This is a genomic window from Burkholderia sp. WTPI3, from assembly GCF_021483755.1.
GTDB lineage: Bacteria > Pseudomonadota > Gammaproteobacteria > Burkholderiales > Burkholderiaceae > Burkholderia.
In genome coordinates this window covers 1-15,707 of the sequence record NZ_JAGIXF010000035.1, presented here as the reverse complement: position 1 = coordinate 15,707, position 15,707 = coordinate 1, and the positions used below count along the sequence as shown (strand labels likewise).

20 protein-coding genes are annotated in these 15,707 nt (G+C 66.5%); 12 read left to right on the top strand and 8 right to left on the bottom strand.

The features are described from left to right. Positions 1-108: 108 nt before the first annotated feature. Complete coding sequence (locus J7024_RS19760) at positions 109-696, bottom strand: tetratricopeptide repeat protein (RefSeq protein ID WP_124829671.1); 588 nt, start codon at positions 694-696, stop codon at positions 109-111. A 360-nt stretch (positions 697-1,056) separates the two neighbouring features. Between J7024_RS19760 and J7024_RS19755 the strand changes: the two genes are divergently transcribed. The 3 genes from J7024_RS19755 to atsR are packed head-to-tail and all read left to right on the top strand — an operon-like array spanning position 1,057 to position 4,299. Then, on the top strand, positions 1,057-1,929 hold the full coding sequence (locus J7024_RS19755; protein ID WP_124829672.1) for a helix-turn-helix domain-containing protein: 873 nt from the start codon (positions 1,057-1,059) through the stop codon (positions 1,927-1,929). Positions 1,930-1,971: 42 nt separating this feature from the next. Beyond that, complete coding sequence (locus J7024_RS19750) at positions 1,972-2,472, top strand: molybdopterin-dependent oxidoreductase (protein WP_124829673.1); 501 nt, start codon at positions 1,972-1,974, stop codon at positions 2,470-2,472. A gap of 15 nt (positions 2,473-2,487) precedes the next feature. After that, positions 2,488-4,299, top strand: a complete 1,812-nt coding sequence (atsR, locus tag J7024_RS19745) for a hybrid sensor histidine kinase/response regulator AtsR (RefSeq protein WP_124829756.1) — start codon at positions 2,488-2,490, stop codon at positions 4,297-4,299. 59 nt (positions 4,300-4,358) lie between these two features. Here the strand turns inward: atsR and J7024_RS19740 are convergent, their stop codons facing one another. Next, on the bottom strand, positions 4,359-4,778 hold the full coding sequence (locus J7024_RS19740; protein ID WP_124829674.1) for a secondary thiamine-phosphate synthase enzyme YjbQ: 420 nt from the start codon (positions 4,776-4,778) through the stop codon (positions 4,359-4,361). 10 nt (positions 4,779-4,788) lie between these two features. Next, positions 4,789-5,115 (bottom strand): thioredoxin family protein, encoded by a 327-nt coding sequence (locus J7024_RS19735; protein ID WP_124829675.1) that lies wholly within the window; start codon positions 5,113-5,115, stop codon positions 4,789-4,791. A 300-nt stretch (positions 5,116-5,415) separates the two neighbouring features. Between J7024_RS19735 and J7024_RS19730 the strand changes: the two genes are divergently transcribed. The 5 genes from J7024_RS19730 to J7024_RS19710 all read left to right on the top strand — a co-directional run bounded on the left by J7024_RS19730 (position 5,416) and on the right by J7024_RS19710 (position 8,311). After that, positions 5,416-5,748 (top strand): DUF2322 family protein, encoded by a 333-nt coding sequence (locus tag J7024_RS19730; RefSeq protein ID WP_124829676.1) that lies wholly within the window; start codon positions 5,416-5,418, stop codon positions 5,746-5,748. 50 nt (positions 5,749-5,798) lie between these two features. After that, positions 5,799-6,659: a PASTA domain-containing protein gene (locus J7024_RS19725; RefSeq protein WP_124829677.1), complete on the top strand. Its 861-nt coding sequence runs from the start codon at positions 5,799-5,801 to the stop codon at positions 6,657-6,659. Between the two features lie 176 nt (positions 6,660-6,835). Then, complete coding sequence (locus J7024_RS19720; RefSeq protein ID WP_124829678.1) at positions 6,836-7,468, top strand: LysE family translocator; 633 nt, start codon at positions 6,836-6,838, stop codon at positions 7,466-7,468. 200 nt (positions 7,469-7,668) lie between these two features. Beyond that, on the top strand, positions 7,669-8,037 hold the full coding sequence (locus tag J7024_RS19715; RefSeq protein ID WP_233410065.1) for a type II toxin-antitoxin system RelE/ParE family toxin: 369 nt from the start codon (positions 7,669-7,671) through the stop codon (positions 8,035-8,037). Beyond that, complete coding sequence (locus J7024_RS19710; RefSeq protein WP_124829679.1) at positions 8,024-8,311, top strand: helix-turn-helix domain-containing protein; 288 nt, start codon at positions 8,024-8,026, stop codon at positions 8,309-8,311. Before J7024_RS19715 ends, J7024_RS19710 begins: the two co-directional genes overlap by 14 nt. A gap of 204 nt (positions 8,312-8,515) precedes the next feature. Here the strand turns inward: J7024_RS19710 and J7024_RS19705 are convergent, their stop codons facing one another. Continuing rightward, positions 8,516-9,085, bottom strand: coding sequence for a hypothetical protein (locus J7024_RS19705; protein ID WP_124829680.1), 570 nt, complete (start codon positions 9,083-9,085; stop codon positions 8,516-8,518). A gap of 214 nt (positions 9,086-9,299) precedes the next feature. Further along, the gene (locus tag J7024_RS19700) at positions 9,300-9,758 is read right to left on the bottom strand and encodes an Lrp/AsnC family transcriptional regulator (protein ID WP_098554569.1); all 459 of its coding nucleotides are present in this window, start codon (positions 9,756-9,758) and stop codon (positions 9,300-9,302) included. 123 nt (positions 9,759-9,881) lie between these two features. Here J7024_RS19700 and J7024_RS19695 point away from each other — a divergent pair, with 123 nt between their 5' ends. The 3 genes from J7024_RS19695 to surE all read left to right on the top strand — a co-directional run bounded on the left by J7024_RS19695 (position 9,882) and on the right by surE (position 11,900). Next, positions 9,882-10,619 (top strand): AzlC family ABC transporter permease, encoded by a 738-nt coding sequence (locus J7024_RS19695; protein ID WP_124829681.1) that lies wholly within the window; start codon positions 9,882-9,884, stop codon positions 10,617-10,619. Further along, positions 10,609-10,911 (top strand): AzlD family protein, encoded by a 303-nt coding sequence (locus J7024_RS19690; RefSeq protein ID WP_390679495.1) that lies wholly within the window; start codon positions 10,609-10,611, stop codon positions 10,909-10,911. Before J7024_RS19695 ends, J7024_RS19690 begins: the two co-directional genes overlap by 11 nt. 209 nt (positions 10,912-11,120) lie before the next feature. After that, complete coding sequence (gene surE / locus J7024_RS19685; RefSeq protein ID WP_175751142.1) at positions 11,121-11,900, top strand: 5'/3'-nucleotidase SurE; 780 nt, start codon at positions 11,121-11,123, stop codon at positions 11,898-11,900. 117 nt (positions 11,901-12,017) lie between these two features. Here surE and J7024_RS19680 read toward each other — a convergent pair whose 3' ends face one another. The 3 genes from J7024_RS19680 to J7024_RS19670 all read right to left on the bottom strand — a co-directional run bounded on the left by J7024_RS19680 (position 12,018) and on the right by J7024_RS19670 (position 14,802). Further along, entirely contained in the window at positions 12,018-12,839 is an 822-nt protein-coding gene (locus tag J7024_RS19680; RefSeq protein WP_234745381.1) for an SDR family NAD(P)-dependent oxidoreductase, read from the bottom strand. Between the two features lie 144 nt (positions 12,840-12,983). Beyond that, positions 12,984-13,451, bottom strand: coding sequence for a cupin domain-containing protein (locus J7024_RS19675; protein WP_124829684.1), 468 nt, complete (start codon positions 13,449-13,451; stop codon positions 12,984-12,986). Positions 13,452-13,578: 127 nt separating this feature from the next. Beyond that, entirely contained in the window at positions 13,579-14,802 is a 1,224-nt protein-coding gene (locus tag J7024_RS19670) for a Zn-dependent hydrolase (protein ID WP_124829685.1), read from the bottom strand. Between the two features lie 95 nt (positions 14,803-14,897). Between J7024_RS19670 and J7024_RS19665 the strand changes: the two genes are divergently transcribed. Beyond that, the coding region (locus tag J7024_RS19665) for a LysR family transcriptional regulator (RefSeq protein WP_234745379.1) at positions 14,898-15,707 on the top strand (810 nt) is incomplete at its 3' end.

Below are 15,707 nucleotides of genomic sequence, written 5' to 3'. Positions count from 1 at the left end.
CGATAGAGTCGTTGTTCGGCTTATGTGTCCGTGCGAACTTCGATAAGCCCCCCGGCGTGGCGCGCGATGGTGGTCTCCCCGCTGCAGCCCCCGTTGCTGTCGGTCCGGTCAGTAGTACCAGTACGTCTGATGCCAGACGCCATAGTACGGATAGCCCGAATACCAGTAGCCGTAATAGACATCACGCCACTGCGTGCGCCATTTCCAGTCTTCTTCGTCTTCCTTCCTGGCCTTGCGGGCAAGCTCGAGCAGCTTCTTCGATTCCTTGTCGCCGCGGGCTGCCGCGATCGACAGCCACTTGTCCGCTTCGCGCGGATCGGAGCCCATCTCCTCGAGGCCGAACAGATAGAAACTGCCGAGCGCCTTCTGCGCCTGCAGGTCGCCCCGCTCGGCTGCGTCACGCATCCACTTGAGTGCCTGGTAGCTGTCCTGACGTACGCCGTCGCCGCGGAAATAACGCAGGCCGAGGTCGTAGGCAGCCTTCGGCTGGGTCTTCGCGGCCTGCTTCAGCGATACGATGCGCGGGTCTTCACGGTCGTCCGAATCGTCCCTTTTTTGATAGGAGACCTGATCTTTTGGACGATCAGAACAACCGGTTTCGTCGCAGATCCGCACCGTGTTGCTCGTGACGGACGGATCCTGCGCGCACGCGGCCAATAGCAACAGCAGCCCCGGTGCAAGTAAACGGCGAACCATCTTCTTTGCCTTCCCAACGTTTTATCTGCGCCGCACTGCCTCGCGCCCCATTCACCCCCGCGAGCGCTCACCCGGTTTGCGCGCGGCGAGGCGAATACAATTCGCCAACGCCGACACGCAGTCCAAGGCTCTCTCAGGTTCTCTTTCGAATCGTTCAGTCACTTCGTCGCAGCCGCTTTTCGCTGTGCCGACCAGTGTCGACATCGGCCTCCAAACCTGACGCAGCAAACAATAGTGACGTGGTGAGCAATAATAATGGAGAAATATGGCATGTCAAGGTGATTTGCGATTTCGAAGTTTGCGTATCGCGTCACTTTTGAATATCCTCTTCGTCGCTGAAACCCGGGAGACCCCTTCAAGATGTCCAATAGCGAGCAGGCCAACGTCGATCTCATCACCGCCACCAAGGTGCGCGATCTGCTGACGCGCAACGGCATTCCGCCGCGAAGTCACAACACGACGATCGCGAACGTGCTCGGCCTGAGTTTCTCGGTCGTCACGCGCAAGATGAAAGGCCTGATCCCGTGGAACCTGTCGCAACTGCAGGACATCGCGACGCACTTCGGCGTGCCGCCCGCGTTCCTGCTCGACGACAAGGGCGCGCAGCCCGCCGCCGCCGAGATGATCGACGCGACGCTCGTGATCGAGTCGCGCCGCTTTCGCTGCCGCGCGGCGATCTCGACGAAGGCCAGCAGCCAGATCGAAACGGACTTCGTCGCGCTGCAGTGGCAGGGCGAATGGATCGTCACCGAACGCGAGCATGCGCGCGAAGGGCGCACGTACCCGGTCGACGTCATCGAGCTGCGCTCGAGCCAGCCGAACGTGTATGCGGCGCGCATCGCGGTGGTCGACGATTCGCGGGACGTCGCCGAAACCCTATGCGAATACTTCATCGAAAAAGGCGTGAACGCGATCCCGTACCATGACGGCGCATCGTTCCGCAAGGCGCTGGAGGTCGAGGATTTCGACGGCTACATCCTAGACTGGATGCTTGGCGACCAGACGGCCGCCGATCTGGTGCGCGGCATCCGCTCGAGCGAGAACGGCGGTGCCCCGATCTTCCTGCTGACCGGCAAGATCTCGACCGGCGAAGCGAGCGAGGACGAGATCGCGCATATCGTGTCGCACTACAACACGCGCTGCGAGGAAAAACCCGTGCGCCTGCCGATCCTGTTCGCCGAAGTGGCGCGCGAACTGAAGATCGCGCTGCCGGCCGTCGCCGCGGCGAACTGACGCCGCAACGAAAACCTACCATTACACCAACGAGGAAAAGACATGCGAGTTTCGACGATGTGGATAAAGAGCGTGGCCGCCGCGGCCCTGCTCGGCATGGCCGCCGCGAGCTGGGCCGCGTCCTTCACGTTCACCGTCGACGGCAACATCGGCCGCAGCAACCAGCCCGACAAAACGTCGTTCGTCTTTTCCGAGCAGGCGCTGATGGCACTGCCGCAGCACACGATCGTCACGTCGACGAGCTGGACCCCGACGGCGACCTTCACCGGCCCGAGCCTGTCCGACGTGCTGAAGACGGTCGACGCGCACGGCACCGAGATCGAATTCCGCTGCATCGACGAATACACGTTCACGATCCCCGTCTCGGACGCCGACAAGTACGGCGTCATCCTCGCGCGCACGATGAACGGCAAGGTGCTCGACAACGACAACTACGGTCCGCTGTGGGTCATGTATCCGCGCGACCAGTATCCCGACGAGCTGAAGACGCCGCTCGGCGAAGCGAAGTTCGCGTGGCAGATCATCGGCCTGACCGTGAAGTAAGCGCACGACATGAGGCTGAGGCGCGGACGATGGAAAAACCAGAAAATCATCGTGGTTCTGGGAACGCTGTGGATCATGGGATTCGCGGCGTGGGCGTTCCTGCTGTCGGACCTGCTCGCGACATCGGTCAACGAAGGAGTGCTCGAAGGGCCGCGTGAAGGCGTGTTCTGGACCGCCGCGCAATACCGGAACGTCTATACGCGCTTCGACCGCCAGCTGATCCTCTACGCGACACGCGTGGACGACAACTTCGATCACGTGCAGATGCAGCTCGACAGCCTGTCGGTGTCGTTCGGGTTCCTGCAGCGGCCTTCCGAGGTGTCCGAATACTGGCTGCGCATCCCGCGCGCGCGCGACGAAATCGCTGTGCTCGGCGAATTCATGACGCGCCTGAAGCATGACGTGGCCTCGCTGCGCGACGCGCCGAACGGCGCGCCGCGCGTGATCGACGAGGTCGACCGGTACTGGCCGAAGGTCAACGGCCTCGCGAACTACTTCCGCGCGATCGAGATGGCGCAGCGCGACTTCACGTTCCATCAGCTGAAGGAAAAGCAGCGGGCGATCCTGTCGCTCGGCATCATCCTCGGCGTGATCCTGTGTGCGCTGTTCCTGCTGCTGTTCTATACGATGCGCACGCGCGACGATCTGCTCGAGCGGCAGGACGCGGCGCTCGACGCGGAACGCAAGGCGTCCGATCGCGCGTTCGAGATGATCGAGGCAAAGAACGCGTTCCTCGGAATGGTCAGCCACGAACTGCGCACGCCGCTGCAGGCAATCTGCGGGTCGATCGAGATCCTGCTCGCGCGGCCGCAGTCCGACGCGAACCTGAAGACGATCCGGCGGCTGCAGAATTCCGCGTCGTCGCTCGAAGCACTGGTCAAGGACCTGACCGACTACATCAAGCTGCGCTCCACCAAGCGCCACGCCAAATCGGAGACGGTCGGCATGGCGTCGCTGCTCGCCGAGGTGCTCGATCCGCTGCGCGAGAAGATCGCGGCCAGGCGGATCGAGGTCGTGCAGCAGGTCGAGCCGCATGATCTCGCGATCCGCTCCGATCGCAAGCTGTTGCGGCAGGTGTTGTCGAACCTGATCGAGAATTCGGTCAAGTACACCATCGACGGATCGGTCCACATATCGATCGCGCTCGCCGATGCGCCAGCCGGCCGGCAACTGAAGCTCGCCGTGCGCGACACCGGCGCCGGCATCGCAAAGCAGCATCTGCCGAAAATCTTCGAGCCGTTCTATCGCGCGAACGATGCGGTGGGCCTGCATGTGGACGGGATCGGCATGGGCCTCGCCGTCGTGCGCGAGATCGTGACGACGCTGCGCGGTCATGTGGACGTGCGCAGTGTCGTCGGCGAAGGCAGCGAGTTCGTCGTGACGCTGCCGGCCGACGCGCCCGATGCCGCCGAAACGGCCGGCGACGCGCCCGCATGGACCGCGGTCGCCACGCATCGCGAACGGCGTGCGCTCGTCGTCGACGACAACGACAACGCGCGCGAGACGCTCGGCGCGATGCTGTCCGCGCTGGGCCTCGACGCCGATCTGTGCGGCACCGGGCACGCGGGCGTCGCGCGCTTCAACGATGCGCATTACGACCTCGTCGTGCTCGATCTCGAACTGCCGGACCTGAGCGGCTTCGAAGTCGCGCGGCGGATCCGCATGGCCGCCCAGCCGAACGACGACGGGAAGTTCCCGGCGCTCCTGGGCGTCAGCGCGTACGAATCGGCCGCGCTGCGCGAGAACCAGCGGGTGTTCGACGCATTCCTGCCGAAGCCGGTTCACTTGAGCGAACTCGGCGCACTCGTCGAGAAGCTGCTCGGCTGATCGAGGCGGGCATGGCTGCGTGCGGCGTTGGCCGCCCCGCTTCAGCCCGGCGCCCGCGCCTACTCGCCGATCAGATGCAGCACGATGTCGCGCCGGTGCGGCGCGCGGCGATGCTCGAACAGGTAGATGCCCTGCCAGGTGCCGAGCACCATGCGTCCGTGCTCGACCGGGATCGACAGCTGCACCTGCGTGAGCGCCGTGCGCAGATGCGCGGGCATGTCGTCGGCACCTTCGGTGTCGTGCTCGTAGCGCGTATCGTCCTCGGGCGCGAGTGCCGCGAAGTAGCGTTCGAGATCGCGCTGCACCGACGGATCGGCGTTCTCCTGGATCAGCAGCGACGCGGACGTATGGCGGCAGAACACGGTCAGCAGGCCGGTGCGGATCGCATGCTGGTCGACGAATGCCCGCACCTGCGGCGTGAACTCGACGAGGCCGCTGCCGCGCGTATCGACACCGACGTGCGTGATGGCCTGTTGCATGATCGCGACCTCAGGCGAGCGCGGCGAAGCCGTCGGCTTCGATCTGCTTCGCGTCGGCCGGGCGCACCACGCGCGCGACTTCGACTCCGTCGCGCAGGAACACCAGCGTCGGCCACAGCTTCACGCCGAACGAGCGACCGAGCGGACGGCCCGGGCCGTCCTCGATCTTCAGGTGCCGCACGGCCGGATGCGCGGAGAACGATGCGACGATCGCGGGCTGCGTGCCCGCGCAGATGCTGCACCAGTTCGCGCCGAATTCGATGACGGTGGCACCGGTCAGTGCGTCGACTTCCGCGCGTGTCGGTGCGTTGGCGGTGTAGCGTTGCTCAATGTCCATCGGGCCCTCGTGTGCAATGGCGGCGTGGCCGCTGCACGCCCGTGCGGGCTGCGTTCGCGGCCGGCGGTCTCCCACTCTAGCGGAAAAGCGCGCGCGATGCCGAGGGCGCGCGTGCCGTGCCGTCCGGGCGGCACGACCGGAATCCGGAGCGCCGCGCGGACGGGCCAGGATGCGCGCCGACACGAACCAGACCCGCCGGACCGCCGGCGAAACGCCGCGCGGCACGGTCCGCCACGCCATCGGATAAGATACGGCCGGCCATGCTGATTGGCCCATGACCGAACCGACGGAGTGTTTCCAGTGATTCAACCGACCCAAGTATTCAAGGACAATCTCGCGCAACTGCCGGCCATCGACGGCGTCGCGCGCATCGATCTCGTCGGCGCGAACGGCGACGTGGTCGCCAGCATCGAGAACCAGCCGGGCAAGCAAGGCTCGCTCGCGGTGTACAACTATCTGAAGCAGGCGTTCGGCACGCTCGACGCGAAGGCCGCGGAGCACGGCCTCGCCGTGTTCGCGGAACACACCGCCGACGCACGCAACCGCCCCGGCGCGCACCCGAACGTCGATCGACTGCTGGCGATCGTCGACGGCGGCGAAGCGCTGCGGATCGACGTGGTCGCGAAGGACTGAGCCGCGCGCGACGGGCAGGCACCCTGCCACCCTCTTTTCCCGGAGATCACGTGCCCCGCATTCATGCCCAGCCGTTTGCCCGCCGCTTCGCATCGATCGCGGCACTCGCGTGCATTGCGGTCAGCGGCGCGGCGGCGGCCGATACGCTGCGGACGGCGTCCGATATCGCCGGCGCGTCGCTGGTTCCGCTCGGCGCACTGCCGCGCTCGCCGGAGAACGGCTCGCTCGACGAATTTTGCGCGCGATATCGCGTGAAGGCCGCTACCGCGGCCGGCCGCGACGTCGCGAAGCTCGGCTGGCTCGTGACGTCCGAGGCGCCGCTCGGCCGCTACACGGTCGTCACGTTCGCGAGCGGGTTCAAACCGGGAACGAGCGCGATCTGTTATGCGCGCAACGCCAACATCGGCGTGTTCGACGGCACGGCGCTCGTCGCGCTCGGCTACACGGCACGGGCGGCCCACTGGCAACTCGGCTCGGTCGATCAGCTCGAAAGCGGCGCGCTGCTGGTCTGGGGCGGCGACGGCCCGGCGCCGCCCGTCGGCGAGCTGCGCGAAGAGAACGGCGGCTTGCGGCTGACCGCGGTCTCCGCCGAACGCACGTACTGTCACGGGCGTGCGGTCGTGCCCAACGTGTACGGCAAGCCGCTCGATGCGGCACGCAAGATCCTGATCTCGCATGGCTGGCAGCCGCTGCGCCCGCATGAGACGCCGGACTCGATGGACGGCGCGGCAACGCTCGCGAAACACGGGATCATCGAAGCCGAAGCATGCTCGGGCACCGGCATGGGCTATTGCGCGCTGCGGTATCGAAGCACGGCCGGCGTGCTCGGCGTGACCACGGTCGGCGGCGAGCCGGACACGCCGTCCGCGAATACCGTGATCGATTACCAGGTGGCTTGCCGGAAGCGGTAACCGGCGCGGACGATCGAGCCGGCGTCGTGCGGGCACCGTCCCGGCAATCAGCGGAATCCATCGGACACCCGCCGTGCCGGGGTGTCGAACCATCGACCGCTCGGTCGATTGACCCTCGTCACCGACGCTCCTAAACTGACCTCCCTTTCACGCCTCTCCAGCCAAAAGGGACTCCGATGCTCGACCTCTCCACGCTCGCGCTGTTCTCCGGCGCGTGTCTCGCGCTGACCGCCACACCGGGCCCCGACATGCTCCTGATCGCATCGCGCAGCGTCAGCCAGGGCCGCCGAGCGGGATTCGCCACGCTCGCCGGCATCCAGGCCGGCACGTACTGCCATGCCCTCGCGGCCGCGCTCGGGCTGTCGCAGCTCTTCGTCGCGGTGCCGATCGCCTATGACGCCGTGCGCTTCGCGGGCGCGGCCTATCTGCTGTATCTCGCATGGAAGACGTTCCGCTCGGATGCGACCGCGCTGTCCCCCGTTGCGTCGAAACGCCGCCGCTCGACCGTCGCGATTTTCCGTCAGGGGCTGACGACGAACCTGCTGAATCCGAAGATGGCGCTGTTCGTGCTCGCGTTGTTCCCGCAGTTCGTGCGGCCGGAGCACGGGTCGATCGCCGTGCAGATTCTCGTGCTCGCGACGGTGCTCAACCTGATCGGAATCGTCGTCAACGGTGCGGTGATTCTGTCCGCGAGCCGGCTGAGCCAGCGGATCGGCGCGCGCCGCCGGCCGTCGAAGCTGCCGCAGTATCTGCTCGGCACGGTGTTCGTGGGGTTGGCCGCGCGGCTCGCGGTGGCCGGGCGGCACTGACGCTGTCGCCGGCTGCAATCGCCCCGGGGCGGTTCTTTCAACAGGCGTTGTCCGCGCTGACACCGCATCGCGCCTCGCGCGCTTCGGTCCGCACGAATGCAGCCGGGCCTTTCCCCTTTTAGTCGAGCCCCCCGAGCGACCTAATAACGTCTGGAACGCGACCGGCCGCCTGCATTCGCAGTCGCGGCCGGAAATCGCGCTTGCGCCTGCATAACATATTTGTTACTGCGCTGGCTACTGCGTATGAGATTCAGTTCTTCAATGCGCGCGTAGAAACGGGCGTTATCACGTTACCGAAGACACTGCTCGCCCGTTTTTTCGCGCTCGCCGACCGCATGGAGCAGTACGGCCCGAACCTCCGCGAGCCGCACACCCAGTCGATGGGCAACGGGCTGTACGAAATGCGACTCAAGGGCGCCGAAGGCATCGCCAGAGTGTTCTACTGCGCGATCGTCGACCGGCGTATCGTCATGCTTCATTGTTTCGTGAAGAAGACGCAAAAGACGCCACGGAAAAAACTGGAAACCGCGCGCCGCCGACTGAAGGAGGTTCAAGATGGCAACGTATAAGGCACTGCGCGAGCGCGCTTTGTCCGACCCCGAGGTGCACGCCGAATACGAACGACTGAACCGCGAAGACCTCACACTGCTCGACGCGATGCTGGCTGCGCGGCGCGACGCCGGGCTGTCGCAAGCCGATGTGGCCAAGCGCATGGGCACGAAGGCACCGGCGGTGACGCGCCTCGAGCGCGCGCTCGCAACGGGCCAGCATTCACCGTCCATCGATACGTTGCGCAAGTACGCAACCGCTTGCGGCAAGAAACTCGTGATCTCGTTCGCTTGAGTCGCCGCACCCGGCCGGCGGATCATGAACGACGAAGCATCCGGGTCGACAAGCAAGCGCACCTCGCGCGAGTGGTGATGGCCGCGAGCATGTCAGCCGCCGTGTCGCACATCCGCTGCATGCGGGAGAGGATCGATCCGCGTCGCCGGGTAGCGGATTCCGATGCCGGCGCACGACAAGCAACAGGCAACGAGCGAACGGCGTTCAGCGATTTGCGCCGAGCGCGACGCGCAGCCGCTCCATCAACCGCGTGTAATGCTCCAGCACGTCGGCCTTGTCGGTCACGTTCGCGGTCGAGAAACGCTCGGCCCATGCCGGCTTCCATTCATACGTGCCGTGCACGCTGCGGTCGCCGTCCGGCGCCTGGATCAGCGAACGGATCCGCGCATCGCGGCCCGGCCCCGTGTGCATCTCGAACAGCGCGTGAATGAACGTGTGATACGCGTCGTACACGTCGTCGTCGAACAGGTAGCGATAGATGTGAAACGTGCGGTCGAGCTCGCGCTTCGCGCGAATCACGTCGTCCGGCGAGATGTCCTTCCAGTAGCCGATCCACGTGTAGAAGCACAGCAGCGCATTGAGCTGTGGCGCGACCGTGTCGTACAGCGTGAGCCGCTTCTCGATCAGCCGCTGGTTGGTCCACTGCACGAGTTCGAGCCGCTTCAGCCGGCGCGCGACGAGCCAGCCGAGACACGCGACCGACAACGGCGTCAGCACGCCGAGCACGAGCTTGACGATTTCCAGCGAATTCCACGGACTGTTGAATGGCTGCATGCGCGACCCGACGAGAAAACGCACCGACCTGCGAAGAACGTCGCGCATCGCGCCCGTCCGATCGCTACGCGGTTGACCGTTAGTTGCTTGCGCGCGGAACGCCGGAGAGCGATGCATCCGGTGTGCGGCGAAGCGGCTTGTCCCGCCAGTTTATCGGGCGATTGTCACCGGCCGATGACCATGCTTGCCGCCTTCGCCATCCGCCCGCAGCGCGTTACGTCGGCAGCGCCGACGTGAGTTTGATCTTCTGCATCGGGATGTCGGTCTTAACGCTCAGCACGCCCGGAATGCGCGTCAGGTATTCCATCTGGAAGCGCCGATAGTCGTCGATGTCGGCCGCCACCACGCGCAGCAGGAAATCGCAGTCGCCGGCCATCAGATGACACTCGACGACTTCCGGCATCTGCTGGACGGCCTCGGCGAAGCGGTTCACGGTTCCCGCGTCCTGCCCCTTCAGCCAGACGCGCGTGAAAATCGTCAACCCCTTGCCGACCTTCGCCGGGTTCAGCACGGCCACGTATTTCTCGATCACGCCCGCTTCCTCGAGCAGCCGCACGCGGCGCAGGCACGGCGACGGCGACAGCCCGACCTCGTGCGCGAGTTCCACGTTCTGCATGCGGCCGTCGCGCTGCAGCGCGCTCAGGATCCGGCGGTCGATAGCGTCAAGCTTCATTGGCACCAAATTCCAAAAAAATCTCGAATTACACATTCAATGCCAAATTCTCCGGAATATCTGGCCACAACGCAATCCGATTCGAGTCAAAAAAGCAGACAATCCTCCCCCCAAGGAGGAGTAATGAGCAGTAGCGTTTCAACGTCGTCCGGGCTTCGCGACAAGCCCGCCTATGTCGCCGAGATGGGTCGCGGATTGCGCGCCGCGCTGCCCGTCATGCTGGGTTTCGTGCCGTTCGCGCTGGTGCTCGGCGCGCAGGCCGCGCAAAAAGGGCTGAGCCTGTTCGAAGTGCCGATGATGACGGGCCTGAACTTCGGTGGCGGCTCCGAATTCGCGGCGATCCATCTGTGGACCTCGCCGCCGCACATCGCGCTGATCGTCGCGATGTCGTTCCTCGTGAATTCGCGCCACATCCTGATGGGCGCGGCGTTCGCACCTTACATCCGGCGCCTGCCGCGCCGCCGCGCGTTCGCCGCGCTGTTCTTCATGTGCGACGAGAGCTGGGCGATGTCGCTCGCCGACGCGCGCTCGCGCTCCGCCACGCATATCAGCGTCCCGTATTACGCCGGCGTGTGTTCCGGGCTGTACCTGACGTGGATCTCGATGACGACGCTCGGCGCGGCGGTCGGCCCGACGATCGGCAACGTCGAGCAGTACGGCTTCGACATGGCGTTCACGGCCGTGTTTCTGGTGCTGCTGCGCGGGATGTGGAAGGGCCTGCGCGCGAGCCGTCCGTGGTTCGTGAGCCTCGTCGTCGCGGCGGCCACGCATCTGGCCGTGCCCGGTGCGTGGTACGTCGCGGCCGGCGCATGCGCGGGCCTGATCGCCGCGCTGCTGTGGGAGCCGCGCGATGCTGCCTGATTTCGCGACGGTGGCGACCATCGTGCTGATGGCGTCGACGACCTACCTGTCGCGCGTGCTCGGCTACGTGCTGCTGCGCAACCGCACGCTGAGCCCGCGGATGGCGTCGGTGATGGAGAACGTGCCGGGCTGCGTGCTGATCTCGGTGATCGCGCCGGCCTTCGTGTCGACGCGTCCGGCCGACCTGCTCGCGCTCGCCATCACGCTGCTCGCGGCGACGCGCCTGTCGATCCTGCCGACCGTGATCGTCGGCGTCGCATCGGCCGGCCTGCTGCGGCATGTGCTCGGGTAACGCGCGAAACGCGGTTCCGACCCGCCGGACGGGCGGTTTTTCGAATCGGGGAACGGGCGCGCCATGCGCCCGTTTTCGCATGCAGGTGCCGCGTGCGGCCGCGCTCGACACGACACGCGTCGCGACGGGATGCTAGCCTTGCGGATGTACCCGCGATGCCTTTCCCCTCTCACTGCCTATCTCACTGCCTATCCGCGAGGATCGTCCCGATGCAAGAAACCCGCCCGCTGTTCGACCGCGTCCTGCTCACCAACGACGACGGATTCGACGCCCCCGGCCTTGAAGTGCTCGAGCAAGTCGCCACGCAACTGGCACGCGAAGTCTGGATCGTCGCACCGGCCGAGGACCAGAGCGGCACGTCGCATTCGCTGAGCCTGCACGAGCCGCTGCGCGTGCATCGCAAGGACGAGCGCCGCTTCGCGGTGCGCGGCACGCCGGGCGATTGCGTCGCGATCGCGGTCAGCCACCTGATGAAGGACGCACGGCCCGACTTCGTGCTGTCCGGCGTGAATCGCGGCGCAAACCTCGGCACCGAAACAGTGTTCTCCGGCACGGTCGGCGCCGCGATGACGAGCATGCTGGTCGGCGTGCCGGCGATCGCACTGAGCCAGGCGTTCAGCGACCGCAACGCGGTGCCGTGGAATACGGCGCTCACGCATGCGCCGGACGTGATTCGCCGGCTCGTCGCGGCCGGCTGGGACAGCGACGCGTGCCTGAACGTGAACTTCCCGCCGCGGCCGGCCGACGACGTGCGCGGCCTGAAGGCGACGAATCAGGGCGCCGGCACGCTGCAGGGCGTCGAGATCGTGTCGGGGCGCGATCCGCGCGACATCGAATACCACTGGCTGAAACTGGCCCGCGGGCCGCGCGACGACGATGCGAATTCGGAAACGGTCGCACTCGGCGAAGGCTACATCGCCGTCACGCCGCTGAAGTTCGAACGCACGCACGACCAGGCGCTCGCGCGGCTGCGGTCGAATCTCGGCTGACCCCGGGACCTGCGATCGGTGAAACCGCCCGGCGGCTCCGCCGCCGGCGGTGACGCGGGCACGAGGCGGCCGCGTCGCATCAACCGCCCTGATCGCGCCGACCGCCTCAACCCTCGGTCACGTCAGGTTCATTCCCCCGTCGAGCATCACGATCTCGCCCGTCACGTAATCGGACGCGACGAGCATCGCAACCGTCTGCGCGACGTCGTCCGGCGTCGCCGCGCGGCGCATCGGTGCCCGCTCGCGCCAGAGTTGCTGCGCTTCAGTCCAGTCGGCGGTCAGCGGCGTATCGACGAGCCCCGGCGCGACCGCATTGACGCGAATCGCCGGCGCGAGCGTGCGCGCCAGCAAGCGTGTCGTGTGATTGAGCGCGGCCTTGGCCGCCGCATACGGAATCGACGCGCCCTTCGGCCGCACGCCCGCATGCGAGCTGACGTTCACGACGCAACCGGCACGCCCGCTCGACGCCGCTTCGAGCAGCGCAGGCTGCGCTTCGGCGACGAGCCGGAATGGCGCGATCACGTTGATCTCGTGCATCTCGCGCCATACGTCGGGCGTCGCGGCGGCGAGATCGTCGTGCGGAATCACGCGGCTGACGCCCGCATTGTTGACGAGCACGTCGAGGCGGCCGTGCACGGCGAGCGCGTCGCGGATCAGCCGCACGCGTTCCGCATCGTCCGCGAGATCGGCCTGCACGTAGGCTGCACCGAGTTCGCGCGCCATCGCGTGGCCCGTGTCGGCAGAACCGCGCGAATGCAGGATCACAGCGTAACCGTCCGCCGCCAGGCGGCGCGCGATGGCCGCGCCGATCCCGGACGTCGATCCGGTGACGAGCGCGACGGGCCGCTGCACGCGCGCCGCACGCGGCTCGGCGACGGTTTCGGTGTCAGGTTCCGTTTCGGGAATCGGTGCGTTCATCGGCGGGTGCGGCGCGTCCATGGCATGAAATCCTGTCGGTGGCGTTCCCGCATCATAAGCGCGACGCCGCGAGCGCGAGCGAACGTGCCGGCAACTGCCATCCGGATCGCGCGGAAGGGATCGCGCGGGAAACGGTGCGCGCCCGGCGGGCAAGCGAACGCGCGCTCAGGACTGCGCAGGCAGTTCGACGAAGTCTTCGAGTTCGCCAGCGATATGCAGCCGCTTGCCGATTCGCGGGTATTCGCACACGTCGTGTTCGAGACGCTGCCCCACGATCAGCAGTTCGAGCGGCGCATCGCCCGTGTTCTCGAGCATGTGTGCTTCGCCGCCGCGCGGGAAGCCGAGGAAGTCGCCCGCGCCGATGTCGTGACGGCGCTCGCCGATCGTGACGACGCCCGTGCCGGACAGCACGTAGGCGCATTCCTCTTCGTACAGGTGACGGTGATACTCGGACGACTCGCTGCCCGGCATCAGTGTGAGCAGATGGGTACCGATCTGCGTGAGACCGGTCAGGTCGCTGAGCGGTCTTTTGAGGAGAACGGCATTGGGATTCAGCGAATGCACTGCGCGCGTCGGCTCCATCTTCGCGATGTCAGCAGCTTTCAGCAGTTCCCGGGGAGGTGTCGTGGACATGGGGATCTCGCCAGCGTGAATGCAGCGGTTGAACGCGCCGCCCGGGCGGGCACGGCACACATGCCGCGCCATTGTCCGACATTTTCACGCAGACGAGAAACGCGTCCGCACGCGTTGCCGCGCCCCGCTACCGCGCGCAATCGGCCAGCAGGTTCGCGAGCACCGACGCGCCTTGCGCGAGGTGCCGCGGATCGGCATCCTCGGCCTCGTTGTGGCTCAGGCCCGCCTTGCACGGGACGAACACCATCGCGCTCGGCGCGACGTACGACAGGTTCACCGCATCGTGCCCCGCGCCGCTGCACATCTCCAGATACGGATAACCGGCGGTCACCGTCGCCTGCCGCACGCGCTCGACGCAATCGGCATCGAACACCACCGGCTCGTATTCGGCGATGGTCTGCACCTGAACCTGCGTGCCGCGCAGTGGGATGCGCTCGCGGCAGATCGCCTCGATATCGGCGACGAGCCGCTGCAACGCCGGCTGCGACGGATGGCGTACGTCGACGCTGAAGCGCACCAGCCCGGGAATCGTGCTCGGCGAATTCGGCTGACACGCGACGTGGCCGACGGTCACGCGCGCATCGGCATCGAACGCGTGCCCATGCTCGACGATCGCGGCGATCATCGCGGCCGCCACGCCCATCGCGTCCCGGCGCACGCTCATCGGCGTCGTGCCCGCATGCGACTCGAAGCCGGTCACCGTGACGTCGAGTTCGTAGATGCCCTGCACGCCGGTCACGACGCCGATCGGCACACCGGCATTCTCCAGCACCGGGCCTTGTTCGATGTGCGCTTCGAAATAGGCCTTCGGCATCTGCCGCTCGCGCTCGCAGCCGGCGAAACCGGTGCGCGAGAGTTCGTCCCCCAGCAGCACGCCAGTCTGCATGCACGGCCGGGCCAGCGCGTAGTCGAGATCGAGCGTGCCCGCATAAACGGCCGAGCCCATCATGCCCGGCGTGAAGCGCGAGCCCTCTTCGTTGGTCCACGCGACGACGTCGATCGGATGGCGCGTGACGACACCATGCTCGTTCAGCGTGCGAATCGCTTCGAGCCCGGCCAGCACGCCATAGACGCCGTCGAAGCGGCCGCCGAGAGGCTGCGTGTCCAGATGGCTGCCGCACATCACGGCCGGCGCGTCGGGCTGCGTGCCGGGCCGGCGCGCGAACACGTTGCCGATCGGATCGATGCGGATTTCACACCCGGCTTCCTCGCACCAGCGGATGAAGCGTTGCCGGCCGAGCACCTCGTCGGTACTCAGCGCCAGCCGGCAACTGCCGCCGCGCGCGGTCGCACCGATCGTCGCCATCTCCATCAGCGAATCCCACAGCCGTTGCTGGTTAACGAGAATCATCGTGGCCGCTCCTGAAAAGCTCCGAGCATATACACTCGATTCGATAAGAAAAATCCAAGATTTCGTTGTGTGCGATAACTTCCTCTTGTCACCCCATGAAGCTCAAGCAGCTCAATGCGTTTCTCGCGGTCGCGGAACACCGCACCATCCGCGGCGCGGCCCGCGTGCTCGGCGTTACGCAGCCGGCCGTCAGCAGCATCGTGCGCGAGCTCGAAGCGGAGCTCGGCGTGCCGCTCGTGATGCGCAGCGTCAAGGGCGTCGCGCTGACCGACTACGGCAGCGCGTTTGCGATTCGCGCGCGGCTGATCGTCGAGGAGATCCAGCGCACGCACGACGAAATCGAGCAGTTGCGCCTCGGCACGAGCGGATCGGTGGCGATCGCGGTCAGCCCGACCGTCGCGCTCACCATCCTGCCGCGTGCGTTCGACGCGTTCACGCGCAAGCTGCCCGGCGCGACCGTGAACGTCGACGATGCGCTGACCGCGACCGATCTCGCGCGGCTGCGTGACGGTTCGCTCGATTTCATCGTTACCCATCAATTGTCGAACGCGCTGCCGGATCCCGACGAATTCGCGAGCATCGCGCTGTTTCGCACGGCGTTCGTGGTCGTCGCCCGAGCCCGGCATCGGCTCGCGCGTGCGCGTTCGCTGCGCGAGCTGGGCGACGCGCAATGGTGTGTGCCGCGTTACGGGGAAGGCGGCGACGATCTGGTGCACTCGATCTTCACGCCGCACGGGCTCGAAATACCGAAGCGGGTGCTGCACTGTCCGTCGTTTGCCGCGACGCTCGGGCTCGTGTCGCAGACGGACGCGCTCGGCGTGTTCGCTCGGCCGCTGGCGGACGTCGAGCGCAAGTCGCGCGGCAGCGTGCGCGCCGGTCCCGCCGCGCCACTGCCGGGCTTCACC